Here is a 16,261-nt window from a genome sequence, read left to right as displayed (position 1 = left end):
GCATGCTGGGTTTCAAGCGCCGTCCAGGCGGATGTATTTCTTCATGTCGGCAGATCTGGCTGGCGGCCTTGCTGGCCCTGCCGGTCCTGAAAGCCGAAGCCGTGACCACCTGGACGGTACAACCCGGACACAGCATCCAGACCGCCATCGAGCAGGCTGCGGCGGGTGACACGATCGAGGTACAGCGCGGGCTCTATGTAGAAAACCTGCGTATCGAGAAGCCGCTGACGCTGCGCGGCCTGGATCGTCCCACCATCAGTGGCGGCGACAAGGGCGACACGATTCGCGTGGTCGCGCCCGATGTGGTGATCGACGGCCTGATCGTGTCTGACTCCGGCGGCAGCCTGCGTGAGCAGAACGCCGGCATCTACATCCAGCCGGGTGCGCATCGCGCCATCGTCAAGAACAGCTTCCTGAGCTACAACCTGTTTGGCCTGTGGATCGAGAAGGCCAATGATGTCCAGATCCTGAACAACAACATCACCGGCAAGCGTGACTTTGACAGTGCCCAGCGCGGCAATGGCGTCCAGCTCTACAACACCGAAGGCGCGCGCATCTACGACAACGAGATCAGCTTTGTGCGCGATGGCCTGTACATCGACGTATCGCACCAGGCCGAGTTCAAGCGCAACAAGATGCACCATAGCCGTTACGGCACGCACTACATGAACTCCTACTACAACCTGTGGGAGGACAACGATGTCTGGAGCAACCGCGGCGGTCTGGCGCTGATGGAAGTGCGCAACCAGGTGATCCGCAACAACCGTGCCTGGAACAACCAGGACCACGGCATCATGCTGCGCACGCTGCAGGATGCGGTGGTGGAAGACAACATCGTCATGTACAACGAGCGTGGCCTGTTCGTCTATGACGTGGAATACACCGACCTGAAGCGCAACGTGGTGGCCTACAACCATATCGGCGTGCACCTGTCCGGTTCGGCACGCAACCCGGTGGATGGCAACGACTTCATCGAGAACCATGAACAGATCAAGTACGTGGGCACGCGTGACATCAAGTGGGGCGGGCCGCAAGGCAACTACTGGAGCAATTACCGCGGCTGGGACCGGGACGGCGATGGCAAGGGCGATATTCCGTACGAGGCCAACGATGTGGTGGACCGCCTGACCTGGCGTTACCCGACGGTGCGCCTGCTGCTGGCCAGTCCGTCGGTGCAGGTGCTGCGCATGATTGGCGCGCAATTTCCCATTCTTCGTGTTCCCAGTGTGGTGGAGGAATCTCCCCGCATGTTGCCGCTTTCGACCGCCTGGGCCGAATGGCGTGACCGTCTGACCAAGGATTCCAACTATGCCCCGTGAGAGTAGCAAGCGTTCCGACATGGAGGTGACCATCCGTGCCGAAAACGTCGTCCGGCGTTTCGGTGCCTTTGTGGCGGTGGATGATGTCAGCCTGGAGATCCGGCGCGGCGAGGTGTTCGGCCTGATTGGCCACAACGGCGCCGGCAAGAGCACCATGTTCAAGATGATGCTGGGTCTGCTGAAACCGACCAGCGGCCATATTTCCATCCACGGCGTACCGGTTGATGGCGCTGGTGCCCGCGAAGTACGCCGCAGCATCGGCTACCTGCCCGAGAACGTGACCCTATGGGACAACCTCAACGGCCTGGAGACGCTGCAGTTCTTTGCCAAGCTCAAGCGCATCGACGACAGCGAATGCCCCGGCCTGATGGAGCGAGTCGGACTGGGCCATGCCGGCAGCCGGCCGGTGCGTGCCTATTCCAAGGGCATGCGCCAGCGTCTCGGCTTTGCCCAGGCGCTGATGGGCCAGCCGCAGGTGCTGTTCCTGGACGAGCCGACCACCGGCCTGGATCCGTACGCGATCCACTTTTTCTGGGACACGCTGGCTGAGTTGCGGGACCAGGGCCTGACCATCGTGCTGACCTCGCACATCCTGGCCGAGTTGCAGAACCGCATCGACCGCGTGGCGGTGCTGGCCAACGGCAAGCTGCAGGCGATGGGCTCGGTGCAGGATTTGCGCGCCGGTTTTGACCTGCCGATCACGATCCAGGCGCAGCTGTCAGAAGCCGACAACCCAGCCATGCGCCAGGCGCTGCTGGCTGGACTGCCGCCCGAGCTGGCGGCCTGTCCGCAGGAGTGGTTGACCAACCAGGTCAGCTTCCAGGTACCGCGCACGCACAAGTCGGCCCTGCTGCAGCACCTGCTGCGCCAGCCGGAACAGGTGCAGGACATCCAGATCGTCGAACCGTCGCTGGAGGACATGTTTTTTGGTGTGGAGGACAGCCGCAAGGCACCCGCCGCGCGCATGCAGACAGGAGGACAGGCATGATTCAGCCCGGACAGGTCATGACATTGGCCATGAAGGAGTTTCGCGATCGCCTGCGCAATCGCTGGGTGCTGGCCGTGGCGCTGGTGTTTGCCGTGTTCTCGCTGGTCATCACCTACGCCGGAGGTGCCCAGCAGGGCGCGGTCGGCGTGCGCTCGCTGGAGTTCACCATCACCAGTCTGGTCAGCCTGGTGATCTATCTGGTGCCGCTGATTGCGCTGCTGCTGGGTTTCGATGCCATCGTGGGAGAGCGCGAGCGCGGTTCGCTTGACTTGCTGCTGGCCTACCCGATCACGCGTGGCGAACTACTGCTGGGCAAGTACCTGGGGCTGGCACTGGCCATGACGCTGGCGATGCTGGCCGGTCTGGCGACGGTGGGCGTGGTGCTGGTCTGGCAGTTTGGCAGCAGTGCGCTGTTCCACTACTCAGGATTCGTGCTCAGCGCCATGCTGCTGGGGCTGGTGTTCCTGAGCCTGGCCGTGCTGGTGTCGGTGCTGGTCAATGACCGCACCCGCGCGTCCGGCGCCGCCATCGTGCTCTGGTTCCTGTTCGTGCTGGTGTTTGACCTGGTGCTGCTGGGCGTGCTGGTGGCCACCAGCGGCCACTACGGCGGCGATATCTTCCCCTATCTGCTGATGTTGAACCCGACCGATGTGTTCCGCATCATCAACGTGTTCTCGACCGAGAGCCTGCGCAATGCCTACGGCCTGGTCAGTGTCGTACCGCCCCTGCTGTCGAATGTCGGCGTGCTGGCGGGCGTGATGCTGGCCTGGATCGTGGTGCCCCTGATGATTGCCAACTGGAGATTCAAACCATGACCATGCAACGATTGCATGCCCGCGGCTGCCTGTGCTGTTCGGGCGAAGCGCGCCACCTGGACGCCGCAACCCAGGAACGCCGTTTGTTCCTTGGCCTGCTGGCGCTGGCGACCGTGGCACCGCTGGCCGCCTGCGGCAAGAGCGAAGAGAAAGCCGCCAGCACCGCACCGGTGGAAATCACCCGCAGCACGTCCTGCGAACTGGACGGCATGCTGCTGATGGATTACCCTGGTCCCAAGGGCCAGATCCACTATGCCGGCATGGACCAGCCGCTGTTCTACTGCGACACCATGGAAGTGCTGAACACGTTGCTGGTGCCCGAACAGGTGCGCAAGGTGAATGCCGTGTATGTGCAGGATATGGGCCAGACTGAATGGGAGAACCCGCAAGGCGCCTGGATCGATGCGCGTACTGCCATCTTTGTGCATGGCAGCAAGCGCAAGGGCTCCATGGGCCCGACCTTTGCCAGCTTCAGCCAGGAGGCCGATGCGAAGAAGTTCATCGAGGAATACGGTGGCGAACTGGTGCGCATGAGCGACATCACCCCGGAGATGGTGGACTTGCGCGGCGGAGCCAACCTGGACAACCGGATGTAAGCCATGGCGGATCATCCCCAGAATGCCCCTCCCGGGCAGGCGCGTACGACACGCCGCCGCTGGCTCTGGCTGGCGGGCGCGGGTGCCGCCGCCGTGGCAGGAGGCGTGGCCACCCAGGGCTACTGGAAGCGCTGGTGGCAGCCGAAGGAGGAGGCCGCGCTCGATGTCTGCATCGTCTCGCCGCCGACTCCCTACGATCCGGCCAGTGGCAAGCCGATGGAGGCACCGCGTGAGGTGCCGGAATCGGCGCGCTGCCCGGTGTGCGGCATGTACCCGGCGCGTGACCGGATCTGGGCCGCCCAGGTGCTGTACCGCAATGGCGACGCCCACTTCTTCGATTCCCCGATCGACCTGTTCCAGTTCCTGGATGGGGTCGAGCGCTTCAACCCGGGCCACAGCCGCGCTGATATCCTGTCGATGTGGGTGACGGATGCCGCCAGCCGCAACTGGACGGCAGCCGAGCAGGCCTGGTACGTGCATGGCTCGGACGCGCTCGGGCCGATGCGCATGGGGGATCTGCCGGCATTTGCCGACAAGGCGCAGGCGCAGGACTTCAGCAGGCAACGTGGCGGCAAGGTACTGTCGCATGCCGAGGTCACGCCAGCCATCATCAAGACCATGTCGGTAGAGCGTAACCACGCCCTGCATGAAGGCATGCACGACGACCACTAGAACCAGAACCAACCGGTCTTCGGACCAGATAGCAAGACGCATTCATGAAAAAGAACGTTATCGGAGTTTCTGCCAGCACGGCAGCACAGGCGACCGGCGCAGGCTGGGATCGCATTCCCTTTTTTGGCTATCAGGGCATGGGCCGCCAGGCCAACCCCTGTATTGGCGCTTCTTACGTGGCGCCGGTCACGCTGGAGCCGGGTGCCGCTGGCGTCGCCGACGTGCAGCCGCAGCGCGGCTTTGAAACCGTCACCCTGATGTTCCAGGGCCAGCTGCAGACGCGTGATTCAGCCGGCCATGCCGCCATGCTGGAAGCCGGCGATGTGCTGTGGAACTGCGCTGGCCGCGGCCTGCTGCGCCAGGACCAGGGCGGCCCGCGACTGGCTGCCGAAGGCGGTACGCTGGAGCTGGCCACGCTCTGGGTCAACCTGCCAGCCGACTACAAGATGACCGATCCGCACCAGCAGCACCTGGCGGCGGCCAGCATTCCGGTAGTCGAGCTGGGCGATGGCGTGGGCGAACTGCGCGTGATTGCCGGCGAATACGAGGGTGTCGTCGGACCGGCAGAAACCGTGACGCCGCTGCAGCTGTGGGATATCCGCTTGCAGGCCGGCGAGCAGGAAACCCTGCTGAAGCTACCCAGCCACTGGTATGGCGTGCTGCTGGTGCTGGAAGGCGCGGTGCATGTCAACTACTGGCAGCAGCCGGTGACGGCACAACACCTGGTGTTCCTGGGGACGCCGGGCCAGGAGGTGGGCCTGCGCGCCGAGCAGGATACGCGCCTGCTGCTGATCAGCGGTGAACCGCTGGACGAGACGATTGCCGGCAGTGGCGAGCTGGTGCTGAATACGCCGGAGCAGGTCGAACAATCCCTGCAGGATCTTGCCGCTGGCCAGTTCGGTACGCTGTGACAGGCTGCATCAAAAGCGTAAAAAACTTTTGTAACGGCGACGATTTCTGCTGATCGGCTGGATTTCTGCCTGCTATCATGCGCAGCATTTTGTTGCAAATGAAAGGGCGGAAAAAATGGAAGCCATCAAGGACTTTTTTGACGCAGCAGGGGGCTACGTCTGGGGCGTGCCGATGCTCACCTTCCTGGTGGGTACCGGTGTCTTCCTGACGATTCGCCTGCGTCTGCTGCAATTCACCACACTGGGCTTTGCCCTGAAGCAGGCCTTCACACCGCATGCCAAGCGTGCCGATGGCGGTGACCACGAGGGTGACGTGTCGCACTTTGGCGCGCTGATGACGGCGCTGTCCGCCACCATTGGTACCGGCAACATCGCCGGCGTGGCGACTGCCGTGGTAGCCGGTGGCCCGGGTGCCGTGTTCTGGATGTGGATGACGGCGCTGTTCGGCATGGCCACCAAGTACGCCGAAGGCGTGCTGGCCGTGAAGTACCGCGTCACCAACTCCAAGGGCGAGATGTCGGGCGGCCCGATGTACTACATCGAGCGCGGTCTGGGCAAGAAATGGCTGGCCGTGCTGTTCGCCATCTTTGGCGTGCTGGCCTCTTTCGGTATCGGCAGCTCGGTGCAGTCCAACTCGGTGGCGCAGGCGATCCACGCCAGCTTCTCGATTGACACCTGGATTACCGGCGTGGTGCTGACGGTGTTCACCGGCCTGGTGATCCTGGGCGGCATCCGCAGCATTTCCCGCGTCTCGTCGGCCATCGTGCCGATCATGGCGGTGGGTTATGTGCTGGGTGGCCTGATCGTGATCGCGATGCACCTGGACCTGCTGTTCCCGGCGCTGGAGCTGATCCTGACCGATGCCTTTACTGGTGAAGCGGTGGCAGGTGGTGCGCTGGGTACCGTGATCCGCTATGGCGTGGCGCGTGGCGTGTTCTCCAACGAGGCCGGCATGGGCTCGGCACCGATCGCGGCGGCAGCGGCCAAGACCGATCACCCGGTGCGTCAGGCGCTGGTGTCCATGACGGGTACCTTCCTCGACACCATCATCGTTTGCAGCATCACCGGCATCGTGCTGGTGATGGGTGGCATGTACACCAACGGCCAGACTGGCGCGGCGCTGACGACCATGACCTTCAGCCAGATGCTGCCTGGCGTCGGTGGCTGGATCGTGACCTTTGGCCTGGTGTTCTTTGCCTATTCCACCATCCTGGGCTGGTGCTACTACGGTGAGAAATGCGCGACCTATCTGGTCGGCGAGGGCGGCGTGCTGCCCTACCGCATGATTTACGTTGCCTCGGTCATGGCCGGTACCGTGCTCAGCCTGGACCTGGTCTGGTCGGCTTCCGACGTGTTCAACGGCCTGATGGCGCTGCCCAACCTGATTGCGCTGGTGCTGCTGTCTGGCGTGGTGGTGAAGGAAACGCACGACTTCTTCGAGAAGCGTCGCACTGGCGAACTGCCGTAAGCACCACCGAGTCATCCTGACATGAGAAAGCCCTGCAGGTTCGCCTGCAGGGCTTTCTTGTCTTCAGCGCTTGCCAGCCGATGCTGGCGTGCCGACTGGCTTACTTGATCGCCCGGCTCACGGCCTTGCCACCGAGTACGGCGGCCAGGACCATCACGGCGGCGATGACCAGGAACACGATGAACAGCAGCTTGGCGATACCGGCCGAGGCACCGGCGATGCCGCCAAAGCCCAGCGCACCGGCAATCAGTGCAATCACGGCAAAAATAATGGCCCACTTCAACATGATGAATCCTCCTTGGTGTCTGGCGCTGCAGGCTGTCTGCAGCAGGTGATTCCAGTGTGCCGGCAGGCGGGCGAGGCGGGCATCAGGCGGCATCCCGGCCTGGCGTAGGACGGAATGCCGTGCGCAGATCAGTCTTGCGCCGCCTCCAGCAGCTGCTGCAGGGCGGCTGCGGCGGCCTGTTGTTGCGTGCAGTCGAGGGCTTCCAGCTGCGCCAGCACGCCAGCCAGGGCGGCAGCGCCTTGCTGTTTCAGGGCGGCAATCGCACCGGCCGCATCCCGCGGATTGGCGTAGCCCTTGCTCTGCAGCAGCACGTCGCCGTTGGCGGCGCTGAGCTTGAAGTAGAACTGGCCGTCCTGTTCGCGGTACTGCTTGAACACCGGCAGCGCGGCCTTCTTGTCGGCTGTCTGCGCGGCACCTTGTGCTGCCTGGGCCAGCGAGCGCAGGCCGGCGGCTTCGCGCAGCTGGCGCGTGTAGGGCGCGGATTCGGCGCGCGCCTTCTCGGCGCCAGCCAGCAGAATGCGCTCGACCTCGGCCGGGTTGGCGATCAGCTCGGCGTAGCGCGCGCGCATCGGCGCGATTTCGCGGTCAATGCGCTCGAACAGCAGCTGCTTGGCTTCGCCCCAGGCGATGCCGTCGGCGAAGGCCTGGGCAAAGGCGGCGGTTTCTTCCGGCGTGGCAAAGGCCTGGTAGATCTGGAACAGGGCCGAGCCTTCGGTGTCCTTGGGTTCGCCGGGCGCACGCGAATCGGTCACGATGGACAGGATGCGCTTCTTCAGCTCGGCCTGTGGCACGAACAGCGGGATGGTGTTGTCGTAGCTCTTGCTCATCTTGCGGCCATCCAGACCGGGCAACAGGGCCACCTGCTCGTCCACCACCGCTTCGGGCAGCACCAGCAGGTCCTTGCCGTAGAGGTGGTTGAAGCTGCTGGCGATGTCCCGCGCCATCTCGATGTGCTGGATCTGGTCGCGGCCGACCGGCACCTTGTGTGCCTGGAACATCAGGATGTCGGCGGCCATCAGCACCGGGTACATGAACAGGCCGGCGGTCACGCCGTCGTCCGGCTCCTGGCCGGCTTCGGTGTTCTTGTCGACCGAGGCCTTGTAGGCGTGGGCGCGGTTCAGCAGACCCTTGCCGGTGACGCAGGTCAGCAGCCAGGTGAGTTCGGGAATTTCGGGGATGTCGCTCTGGCGGTAGAAGGTGACGCGCTCCGGATCCAGGCCGGCGGCGAGCCAGGTGGCGGCGATTTCCAGCGTGGAGCGCTGGATGCGCACCGGGTCATCGCACTTGATCAGCGCGTGGTAATCGGCCAGAAAGTAGTAGCTTCTGACATCGTCACGCAGGCTGGATTGCACGGCGGGGCGGATGGCGCCCACGTAATTGCCGAGGTGCGGCGTGCCGGTGGTGGTGATGCCGGTGAGGAAGCGGGTGATGGAAGTGGTGCTCATGGAAGACTGCAACAGGAAAGGCCGCGCGTGGCGGCAATAGGGCCATTATCGGTCATGCCGCCGTTGCCCGGTGCGACTCAGGCGTCGGGCCGGCGCCAGATCCAGATGCCGACCAGCAGGCAGATCAGGGCCATCAGCAGGGCCAGCCAGAGATGCGGGGTAGCCCAGAGCCGCGACAGCACGAGCAGACAGGACAGCGCCATCATGACGAGCGACAGCCACTTGCCGCGTCGCGGAATCGCGCCGTGTTCGTCCCAGGCGCGCACCTGGGCGCCAAAGCGCGGATGCGTGCGCAGCCAGTGGTGCAGCCGGGGCGAGGCGCGTGCCCAGCAGAAGGCGGCCAGCAGCACGAAGGGCGTGGTCGGCAGCACCGGCAGGAACAGGCCGATGATGCCCAGCACCAGTGCGATGGCACCGATGACCCAGAGCAGCAGGCGGACCGTGTGCCGGAACATGCCGCCGGCTTACTTGAGGCGCGTGATCAGGCTGGAGGTGTCCCAGCGGTTGCCGCCGGCTTTCTGCACATCGCCGTAGAACTGGTCGACCAGCGCCGTCACCGGCAGCAGCGAGCCGTTGCGGCGTGCCTCGTCCAGCACCAGGCCCAGGTCCTTGCGCATCCAGTCCACGGCAAAGCCGAAATCGAACTGGCCTTCGGCCATGGTCTTGCCGCGGTTGTCGAGCTGCCAGCTCTGCGCCGCGCCCTTGCCGATGGCGTCCAGCACCTGCGGCATGTCAAGGCCGGCGTTCTGGCCAAAGGCGACCGCTTCGGCCAGGCCCTGCACCAGGCCGGCGATGCAGATCTGGTTCACCATCTTGGTCAGCTGGCCGGCACCGGCTTCGCCCATGCGCGAGCAGGCGCGGGCAAAGGCGTCCATTACCGGCGCGACGCGGGCGTAGTCGGCTTCGGCGCCGCCGCACATCACGGTCAGCAGGCCATTCTGGGCGCCGGCCTGGCCGCCGGAGACCGGGGCATCGACAAAATGCAAGCCACGTGCGCGCGCAGCGGCATCCAGCTCGCGTGCGACCTGGGCCGAGGCGGTGGTGTGGTCGACGAACACGGCATTGGCCGGCATGCCGGCAAAGGCGCCATCGTCACCCAGCACCACGCTGCGCAGGTCATCGTCATTGCCGACGCAGCAGAACACGATATCGGCACCCTGGGCGGCTTCACGCGGGGTGGCAGCCAGCGTACCGCCAAATTCCAGCACCCACTGCGAGGCCTTGGCCGGCGTGCGGTTGTAGACGGTGACCTGGTGGCCGGCCTGCTGCAGGTGGCCGGCCATGGGAAAGCCCATCACGCCCAGGCCCAGAAAGGCGACGCGGTGCGGGTTGCAGGGGGCATAGGACTTGGGCTGGATGCTGGACATGGGGGCTTCCTTGCTGAATCGGAGAGGGATGGAATCGTCCGATGGTAAACCAGCGCCGGCCTCAGCTGTCAGCCAGCTGCTCCGGAAAGCGTGCGTGGCGGCGGGCTTCTGCCAGCGTGATGCGCTGCGCTTGCACCAGTTGCTGCAGCTGCTGATCCAGCGTCTGCATGCCGTGGCGGGCACCGGTCTGCATCGCCGAGTAGAGCTGGCTGCTGCGGCCTTCGCGCAGCTGGTGGCGGATCGCCGGGGTGGCGTGCAGCAGTTCCAGTGCGGCGATACGGCCCTGGCCACTGGCAGGCCGGCACAGCACTTGGGCGATGACGGCGAGCAGGGTATCGGCCAGCATGCTGCGCACCAGCTCCTTGTCACCGGCCGGAAAGGCATCGATCAGCCGGTCCACCGCGCGCTCCGGCGTGCCGGCATGCAGCGAGGCCAGCACCAGATGGCCGGTTTCGGCGGCAGTGAGTGCGAGCCGGATGGTATCGGCATCGCGCAGCTCGCCGATCAGCAGGCAGTCGGGATCCTCGCGCAGGGCGGCCCTGAGCGCACTGGCAAAACCGGTACTGTGGCGGCCGATCTCGCGCTGGTGAATCAGTGCCTGGCCGGGCGGATGCACGAACTCGATCGGGTCTTCCAGCGTGAGGATGTGGCAAGGGCGCTCCGCCGCCAGTTGCTGCAGCAGGGCCGCCAGCGTGGTCGACTTGCCGGAGCCGGTGGCACCGCAGACCAGCAGCAGGCCGTGCGGGCGCAGCACCCAGTCGCCCAGCTGTGGCGGCAGGCCGAGTTCGGCCAGCGTGGGGGTCTGCCGCGGCAAGACACGGATGGCGGCCGCAGTACCGCGCAGTTGCCAGTAGGCATGCAGGCGGAAGCGGCCCAGGCCATCACGGCTGAAGCCGGCATCGCATTCGTCCCCCTGCAGCCAGGCCTGGCGGCGGGCTTCATCGAGCAGGGGCAGGACCAGCTGCTGCAGGCCGGCCTCATCCAGTACCGGCAGCGCCAGCCGTTGCAGCCGGCCATCGATGCGCAGTAGGGGTGGTTCGCCAACCGACAGGTGCAGGTCGGAAGCCTGCTGGTCCAGCATGGCCTGCAGCAAGGAAGCAATCATAAAATTAAATCAAAAGAATTAATTATAACGATGCGGTCGGATGCCCAGGCGATAAAAAACCCCGTGCAGCCAAGGCCGTACGGGGTCCAATCCGGCCTGTGGTGCAGGCCGGCATGTGCAGGAGGCGAATCAGTTCGACAGCGGGGCGCGCTGCGTCATGGCCACCGGGGTTTCCGGCACCGGGTAGCCAGCGGCACCAAAGGTTTCGACAATCGCCTTGTGCGTGTCGAAATAGACCTGCCAGTAGTGGTCGGTGTGGGTGTAGGGACGCACGCACAGCTTCGGACCTTCGGGCGTGAACTCCAGGATCTCGATGTCCGGAGCCGGCTCGGCGGCCACGTTGGGGATGGCGGCGATCACCGGCTTCAGGCGCGCGATGGCATCCAGCGGATTCACGCTGTTGGCGACCTTGGCCACGCAGTCCACGCGGCGTACCGGCAGTGCGCTGAAGTTCTGGATGTTGTCGCCAAAGGCCTTGCCGTTGCCGACCACGGTGGTCACGTTGTCCATGGTGACGATGGTGGTGGTGAACAGGCCCAGCTCCTTCACGGTACCGATCACGCCACCGGCGGAGATGAAGTCACCCACCTTGTACGGACGCAGCACTTGCATGAACAGGCCGGCGGCAAAGTTGCCCAGCATGCCGCTCCAGGCTGCGCCAATCGCCAGGCCGGCACCAGCCAGCAGTGCGGCAAACGAGGTCGTCTGCACGCCAAACACGTCCAGGATCGCCAGGATCAGCAGCAGCGTCAGGATCGCGCCGATGATGGATTCGAGGTACTTGCCCAGCGTGGCGTCGATCTTGCCGGCGCGCTGCATGCGGCGGCTGATGAAGCCGACAGCCTTGTTGATGACCCAGCGGCCGATGATCCAGATCGCCAGCGCTGCCAGCAGCTTGAGCAGGAAATCGATGCCCTGCGTGGTGATGAAAGTCCAGATGGCTTCCGTATTTATGGGAATTCCTCCTTGAAAAGATGACCGCGCTATCGTAGGCAGGGAACATGACAAGTCGGCGTCTGGATGTTGTCCGGGCGTGACATATCCCCGCTTTGGGGTGATTTGTGCTGCGGGCTGACACGTGGTCTCCCGTTGCCGACACCGGGCCGCGCCTGCTACGATCACGCCCCATGCACTCCACCGATTCCGATTCCATCGCCACGCGCCTGCAGCAGGTGCGCGCGCGTATTGCGGCTGCCGAGGCGCAGGCCGGCCGTGCCGCTGGCAGCGTACGCCTGCTGGCCGTGTCCAAGACCTTTCCCGCGGCGGCCGTGGCCGAAGCCGCGGCGGCCGGACAGCAGGCGTTTGGCGAGAACTATGTGCAGGAGGCGGTGGCCAAGATCGGCGAACTGGACGGGCTGGCGCTGGAATGGCATTGCATCGGCCCACTGCAAAGCCGCAAGACCGGCCAGGTGGCCGCGCATTTCGACTGGCTGCACAGCCTGGACCGGCTGGAAGTGGCGCAGCGCCTGAGCCGCCAGCGCGATGCCGGCAAGGCAGCGCTGCAGCTCTGCCTTCAGGTCAACATGGATGGCGGTGCCAACAAGAGCGGCCTGATGCCGGAACAGGTGCTGGAACTGGCACTGGCGGTACGCGAGCTGCCTGGGCTGGAGCTGCGCGGCCTGATGAGCATTCCCGAACCCTATGCCGATCCGGCGCAGACGCTGGCGGTGCACCAGCGCACACGCGAACTGTTCGAGCAGCTCGGCGAACAGCTGGCACTGCCGCGCTGGGACACGCTGTCCATGGGCATGAGTGCCGATCTGGAGCAGGCGGTGGCCGCCGGCAGCACGCTGGTGCGTATCGGCACGGCGATTTTCGGCAGCCGCGCCTATCCGCCGGCGGGCTGAGCGCGCCAGCGGCGCAGGCCTTCCAGGCCCAGCATCAGCAGCGCCAGCCAGATCGGGCCATAGGTCCAGAGCGCGCCGGCCCCCATGCGCTCGCCCACCAGCAGCGACACCACGAACAGCAGCGCCGGTTCCAGATAGCCGAGCAGGCCGAACAGGCCCAGCGGCAGGCGCTGGCTCGCCATCAGGTAGCTGCCCAGTGCGATGCCGCTCATCAGGCCGAGCAGCGGCAGCAGCAGCCAGAGCTCCGGCCGCTGCGCGATCTGCTGCACGATGCGGCCATCGGACAGCCACCAGATCGCCAGCGGCAGCAGGATCAGGGTCTCGGTCCAGATCGCCGGAAGGCCGCTGACGCGCATGCGCCGGTGCAGCATGAAGTAGGGCACGTAGAGCTGCACCAGCAGCGTGCTCCAGTGCAGGCCGCCGCTTTGCCACAGCGCGTGTGCCACGCCAATGGCCGCCAGCAGCACCGCCAGCCGCTGCATCGTGCTCAGCCGTTCGCCATAGACAAAACGGCCGGTCAGCACCAGCGACAACGGCAGCAGGAAATACCCCAGCGACACGTTCATCGCCTGGCCATGTAGCGGTGCCCACATGAACAGGCCCATCTGCAGGCCGAGCAGCGAGGCCGACAACAGCATGCCACCGATCAGCAGCGGTTGCTGGCGCAGGCGGCTGAACCAGGCGCGCATCGCTGGCACCGCCTGGAGGCGCCAGATCAGCAGAGTGAGCACCGGCAGGCCCAGCACCATGCGCCAGGACAGGATTTCCATCGCCTGCAGCGGATGCAGCAGCAGCGCGTAGTAATACAGCGCGCCAAACAGGACCGAGGCAGTGATGGATAACAGGATTCCGGAAAGCATGGCAGGCAGTGTACAGTGTGGAATGTCATGGCTGGCACAGACCAGCCAGGTCGCCTGCACGCCCGTGCCAGGCCCAATGCCCCCATACCGATTCAGGAGAGAGACATGCCCGGACTGCTGCCCCACGTGGACCCAGATGGACTGCTGGAATTTTCCGTGGTCTACACCGACCGCGCCCTCAACCATATGTCACAGCGCTTTATCGGCGTGATGCAGGACATCATCAGCGGCCTGCGCGAGGCCTATGGCGCGCACAGCGTGGCGATCGTGCCGGGTGGCGGTACCTACGGCATGGAAGCCGTGGCACGCCAGTTTGCCCACGACAAGAAGGTGATGGTGCTGCGCAACGGCTGGTTCAGCTTCCGCTGGACGCAGATCCTGGACACCGGTCGCATCACGCAGGACGTGCTGGTGGCCAAGGCGCGCCCGGCCGATGGCAGCGCGCAGTCGCCCTGGTCGCCGGCGCCGCTGGACGAGGTGCTGGCCACGATCCGCGCCGAACAGCCGGCCGTGGTGTTTGCGCCGCACGTGGAAACCGCCAGCGGCATCATGCTGCCCGATGACTACATCCGCCAGGTGAGCGATGCCGTGCATGCCTACGGCGGCCTGTTCGTGCTCGACTGCATCGCCAGCGGTGCGGTCTGGGTCGACATGAAGGCGACCGGCGTGGACATCCTGCTGACGGCACCGCAAAAAGGCTGGAGTGGCACGCCCTGCGCCGCCATGGTCAGCTTCAGCGAGCATGCGCGCCAGGCCATAGAGAGCACCACCAGCAGCAGCTTTGCCTGCGACCTGAAAAAGTGGCTGCAGATCACCGAAGGTTACGAAAAAGGCCAGGCTGCCTACCACGCCACCATGCCGACCGATGCGCTGGTGACGCTGCGCGACGTGATGCAGGAAGTGCGCGCCTATGGTTTCGACAAGCTGCGTGAGCAGCAGCACGAGCTGGGCCGCCAGGTGCGCGCGTTGCTGGAGCAGCGCGGCTTCCCGAGCGTGGCCGCCGAAGGCTTCAAGGCCCCGGGCGTGGTAGTCAGCTACACCACCGATCCCGAGATCCAGAATGGCAGCAAGTTTCGCGCGCAAGGCCTTCAGGTGGCGGCAGGCGTGCCGTTGCAGTGCGACGAGCCGGACAGCTTCCGCACCTTCCGCCTGGGCCTGTTCGGCCTGGAGAAGTGCCAGAACATCGAGCGCACCGTCGGCCAGCTGCGCGACGCACTCGACCAGATCCAGGGCTGATGCCAACGGGCCGGCAAGCCGGCCCGTCTGTGTTTAGCGGAAGATCACCGTGCGCTGTCCGTTCAGCAGCACGCGGTGTTCGCTGTGCCATTTCACGGCACGCGCCAGTACCTGGCTTTCGGTGTCCTGGCCGATCGCGGTCAGGTCTTCCACTGTCTTGCTGTGGTCCACGCGCGCCACGTCCTGCTCGATGATCGGGCCTTCGTCCAGGTCCGAGGTAACGTAGTGCGCGGTGGCACCGATCAGCTTCACGCCGCGGTCATGCGCCTGGTAGTAGGGCTTGGCGCCCTTGAAGCTGGGCAGGAAGCTGTGGTGGATGTTGATGGCGCGGCCGGACAGCGATTCGCACATGGTGTTGCTCAGCACCTGCATGTAGCGCGCCAGCACCACCAGCTCGGCACCTTCGGATTCGATGATTTCCAGCTGGCGGGCTTCGGCCTGCGGCTTGTTGTCCTTGTTCACCGGGATGTGGTGGAAGGGCACGTTGTAGCTGGCGGCCAGCTGGTAGAAATCGCGGTGGTTGCTGATGATGGCGCGGATGTCGATCGCCAGCAGGCCGCTCTTCCAGCGGAACAGCAGATCGTTCAGGCAGTGGCCCTGGCGGCTGCACAGGATCACTGTCGGCATCGGCTCGGCGCGCGGGTGCAGGCTGGCCTGCATGCCCAAGGGCGCGGCGAAGGCTTCCAGCCGGGTGCGCAGCACGGCCACGTCGGCCTCGGGGCAGACAAAACCGACGCGCATGAAGAACAGGCCGGTCTGGCTGTCGTTGTACTGGGCAGCTTCTTCGATATTGCCGCCCTGTTCCATCAGGAAACCGGAGACGGCGTGGACAAGGCCCATGCGGTCAGGGCAGGACAGGGTGAGGATGTAGGGATGGCTCATGCAGGAGGGCAGGCCGGGTCGCGGCGCTGCAGGCAGAAAAAAACGGCACGGGCTGTTGACCACGTGCCGCTTATTGTAGGGGAGAGGTAGCGGGAGCGCCCGAGGCTCAGTGCAGGCGCACCGGGCTGCAGGCCAGCACGGCGTAATCTTCCAGCGTGTCTTCGACTTCTTCCTGCGTTGGCGTGTTGTCCTGCCAGGCGGCGATCTGCTGCTGGAACAGCTCGGCCCAGCTGCCGTCCAGGAACACGTGGCGGCCGGAGCGCTTGTCCACGATCTCGAAACCGTTGCGCGCCAGCGCCAGATGGTCGCGACCCTGCATCAGGATGCTGTCGGCACCGCTGAGCAGGGGGCTGGACTGCATGTGGACCACGACAAAGCTCTCGGAGTCATACAGCGTATGCATGCCGGAAACGGTCTGGTCAAACAGGTCTTGGTACATCATGGTTTTTACATGGTAGCGGATC

18 protein-coding genes are annotated in these 16,261 nt (G+C 65.0%); 9 read left to right on the top strand and 9 right to left on the bottom strand.

Going from position 1 to position 16,261, the window contains the following annotated elements; all coding sequences use genetic code 11:
* The first annotated feature begins 2 nt into the window (after positions 1 to 2).
* From ACI3EV_RS11445 to ACI3EV_RS11415, 7 genes are all read left to right on the top strand, one after another.
* A complete protein-coding gene (locus tag ACI3EV_RS11445; protein WP_337691806.1) occupies positions 3 to 1,319 on the top strand; it encodes a nitrous oxide reductase family maturation protein NosD in 1,317 nt (438 codons plus the stop codon).
* Positions 1,309 to 2,307 (top strand): ABC transporter ATP-binding protein, encoded by a 999-nt coding sequence (locus ACI3EV_RS11440; RefSeq protein WP_329769704.1) that lies wholly within the window; start codon positions 1,309 to 1,311, stop codon positions 2,305 to 2,307. Before ACI3EV_RS11445 ends, ACI3EV_RS11440 begins: the two co-directional genes overlap by 11 nt.
* On the top strand, positions 2,304 to 3,122 hold the full coding sequence (locus tag ACI3EV_RS11435) for an ABC transporter permease (RefSeq protein ID WP_329769703.1): 819 nt from the start codon (positions 2,304 to 2,306) through the stop codon (positions 3,120 to 3,122). Before ACI3EV_RS11440 ends, ACI3EV_RS11435 begins: the two co-directional genes overlap by 4 nt.
* A 2-nt stretch (positions 3,123 to 3,124) precedes the next feature.
* Positions 3,125 to 3,718: a nitrous oxide reductase accessory protein NosL gene (locus ACI3EV_RS11430; protein ID WP_337691866.1), complete on the top strand. Its 594-nt coding sequence runs from the start codon at positions 3,125 to 3,127 to the stop codon at positions 3,716 to 3,718.
* A 3-nt stretch (positions 3,719 to 3,721) separates the two neighbouring features.
* Entirely contained in the window at positions 3,722 to 4,390 is a 669-nt protein-coding gene (locus ACI3EV_RS11425) for a nitrous oxide reductase accessory protein NosL (protein ID WP_337691807.1), read from the top strand.
* 44 nt (positions 4,391 to 4,434) lie between these two features.
* Positions 4,435 to 5,301, top strand: a complete 867-nt coding sequence (locus ACI3EV_RS11420) for a pirin-like C-terminal cupin domain-containing protein (protein ID WP_329769700.1) — start codon at positions 4,435 to 4,437, stop codon at positions 5,299 to 5,301.
* A gap of 115 nt (positions 5,302 to 5,416) precedes the next feature.
* Complete coding sequence (locus ACI3EV_RS11415) at positions 5,417 to 6,769, top strand: sodium:alanine symporter family protein (protein WP_329769699.1); 1,353 nt, start codon at positions 5,417 to 5,419, stop codon at positions 6,767 to 6,769.
* 100 nt (positions 6,770 to 6,869) lie between these two features.
* Here the strand turns inward: ACI3EV_RS11415 and ACI3EV_RS11410 are convergent, their stop codons facing one another.
* The 6 genes from ACI3EV_RS11410 to ACI3EV_RS11385 form a co-directional block, all read right to left on the bottom strand.
* Positions 6,870 to 7,055, bottom strand: a complete 186-nt coding sequence (locus tag ACI3EV_RS11410) for a DUF1328 domain-containing protein (protein WP_329769698.1) — start codon at positions 7,053 to 7,055, stop codon at positions 6,870 to 6,872.
* Positions 7,056 to 7,183: 128 nt separating this feature from the next.
* The gene (locus ACI3EV_RS11405) at positions 7,184 to 8,500 is read right to left on the bottom strand and encodes a tryptophan--tRNA ligase (RefSeq protein WP_337691808.1); all 1,317 of its coding nucleotides are present in this window, start codon (positions 8,498 to 8,500) and stop codon (positions 7,184 to 7,186) included.
* Between the two features lie 77 nt (positions 8,501 to 8,577).
* On the bottom strand, positions 8,578 to 8,955 hold the full coding sequence (locus ACI3EV_RS11400; RefSeq protein WP_337691809.1) for a YbaN family protein: 378 nt from the start codon (positions 8,953 to 8,955) through the stop codon (positions 8,578 to 8,580).
* A 9-nt stretch (positions 8,956 to 8,964) separates the two neighbouring features.
* On the bottom strand, positions 8,965 to 9,867 hold the full coding sequence (locus ACI3EV_RS11395; RefSeq protein WP_329769695.1) for an NAD(P)-dependent oxidoreductase: 903 nt from the start codon (positions 9,865 to 9,867) through the stop codon (positions 8,965 to 8,967).
* Between the two features lie 61 nt (positions 9,868 to 9,928).
* Complete coding sequence (locus tag ACI3EV_RS11390) at positions 9,929 to 10,972, bottom strand: PilT/PilU family type 4a pilus ATPase (protein WP_329769694.1); 1,044 nt, start codon at positions 10,970 to 10,972, stop codon at positions 9,929 to 9,931.
* Positions 10,973 to 11,101: 129 nt separating this feature from the next.
* Positions 11,102 to 11,926 carry a mechanosensitive ion channel family protein gene (locus ACI3EV_RS11385; RefSeq protein WP_337691867.1) on the bottom strand — a complete coding sequence of 275 codons (825 nt, stop codon included), beginning with the start codon at positions 11,924 to 11,926 and terminating at the stop codon, positions 11,102 to 11,104.
* Positions 11,927 to 12,099: 173 nt separating this feature from the next.
* Here ACI3EV_RS11385 and ACI3EV_RS11380 point away from each other — a divergent pair, with 173 nt between their 5' ends.
* Positions 12,100 to 12,819, top strand: a complete 720-nt coding sequence (locus ACI3EV_RS11380; protein WP_329769692.1) for a YggS family pyridoxal phosphate-dependent enzyme — start codon at positions 12,100 to 12,102, stop codon at positions 12,817 to 12,819.
* Here ACI3EV_RS11380 and rarD read toward each other — a convergent pair.
* Positions 12,801 to 13,679, bottom strand: a complete 879-nt coding sequence (rarD, locus tag ACI3EV_RS11375; protein ID WP_337691810.1) for an EamA family transporter RarD — start codon at positions 13,677 to 13,679, stop codon at positions 12,801 to 12,803. The genes ACI3EV_RS11380 and rarD overlap by 19 nt on opposite strands.
* 105 nt (positions 13,680 to 13,784) lie before the next feature.
* Between rarD and ACI3EV_RS11370 the strand changes: the two genes are divergently transcribed.
* Entirely contained in the window at positions 13,785 to 14,915 is a 1,131-nt protein-coding gene (locus ACI3EV_RS11370) for an aminotransferase class V-fold PLP-dependent enzyme (protein ID WP_337691811.1), read from the top strand.
* A 33-nt stretch (positions 14,916 to 14,948) separates the two neighbouring features.
* On the opposite strand, the gene purU is transcribed toward ACI3EV_RS11370, so the two are convergent.
* Both purU and ACI3EV_RS11360 read right to left on the bottom strand, forming a co-directional pair.
* A complete protein-coding gene (purU, locus tag ACI3EV_RS11365) occupies positions 14,949 to 15,797 on the bottom strand; it encodes a formyltetrahydrofolate deformylase (RefSeq protein ID WP_337691812.1) in 849 nt (282 codons plus the stop codon).
* A gap of 106 nt (positions 15,798 to 15,903) precedes the next feature.
* The gene (locus tag ACI3EV_RS11360) at positions 15,904 to 16,200 is read right to left on the bottom strand and encodes a DUF3567 domain-containing protein (protein ID WP_329769819.1); all 297 of its coding nucleotides are present in this window, start codon (positions 16,198 to 16,200) and stop codon (positions 15,904 to 15,906) included.
* Between the last annotated feature and the right edge of the window lie 61 nt (positions 16,201 to 16,261).

Origin of the sequence: Allobrachymonas wangyanguii (assembly GCF_045055315.1) — a bacterium.
GTDB lineage: Bacteria > Pseudomonadota > Gammaproteobacteria > Burkholderiales > Burkholderiaceae_C > Brachymonas > Brachymonas wangyanguii.
The sequence above is the reverse complement of the archived record's forward strand: the minus strand, read 5'-3'. Positions and strand labels throughout refer to the sequence as shown.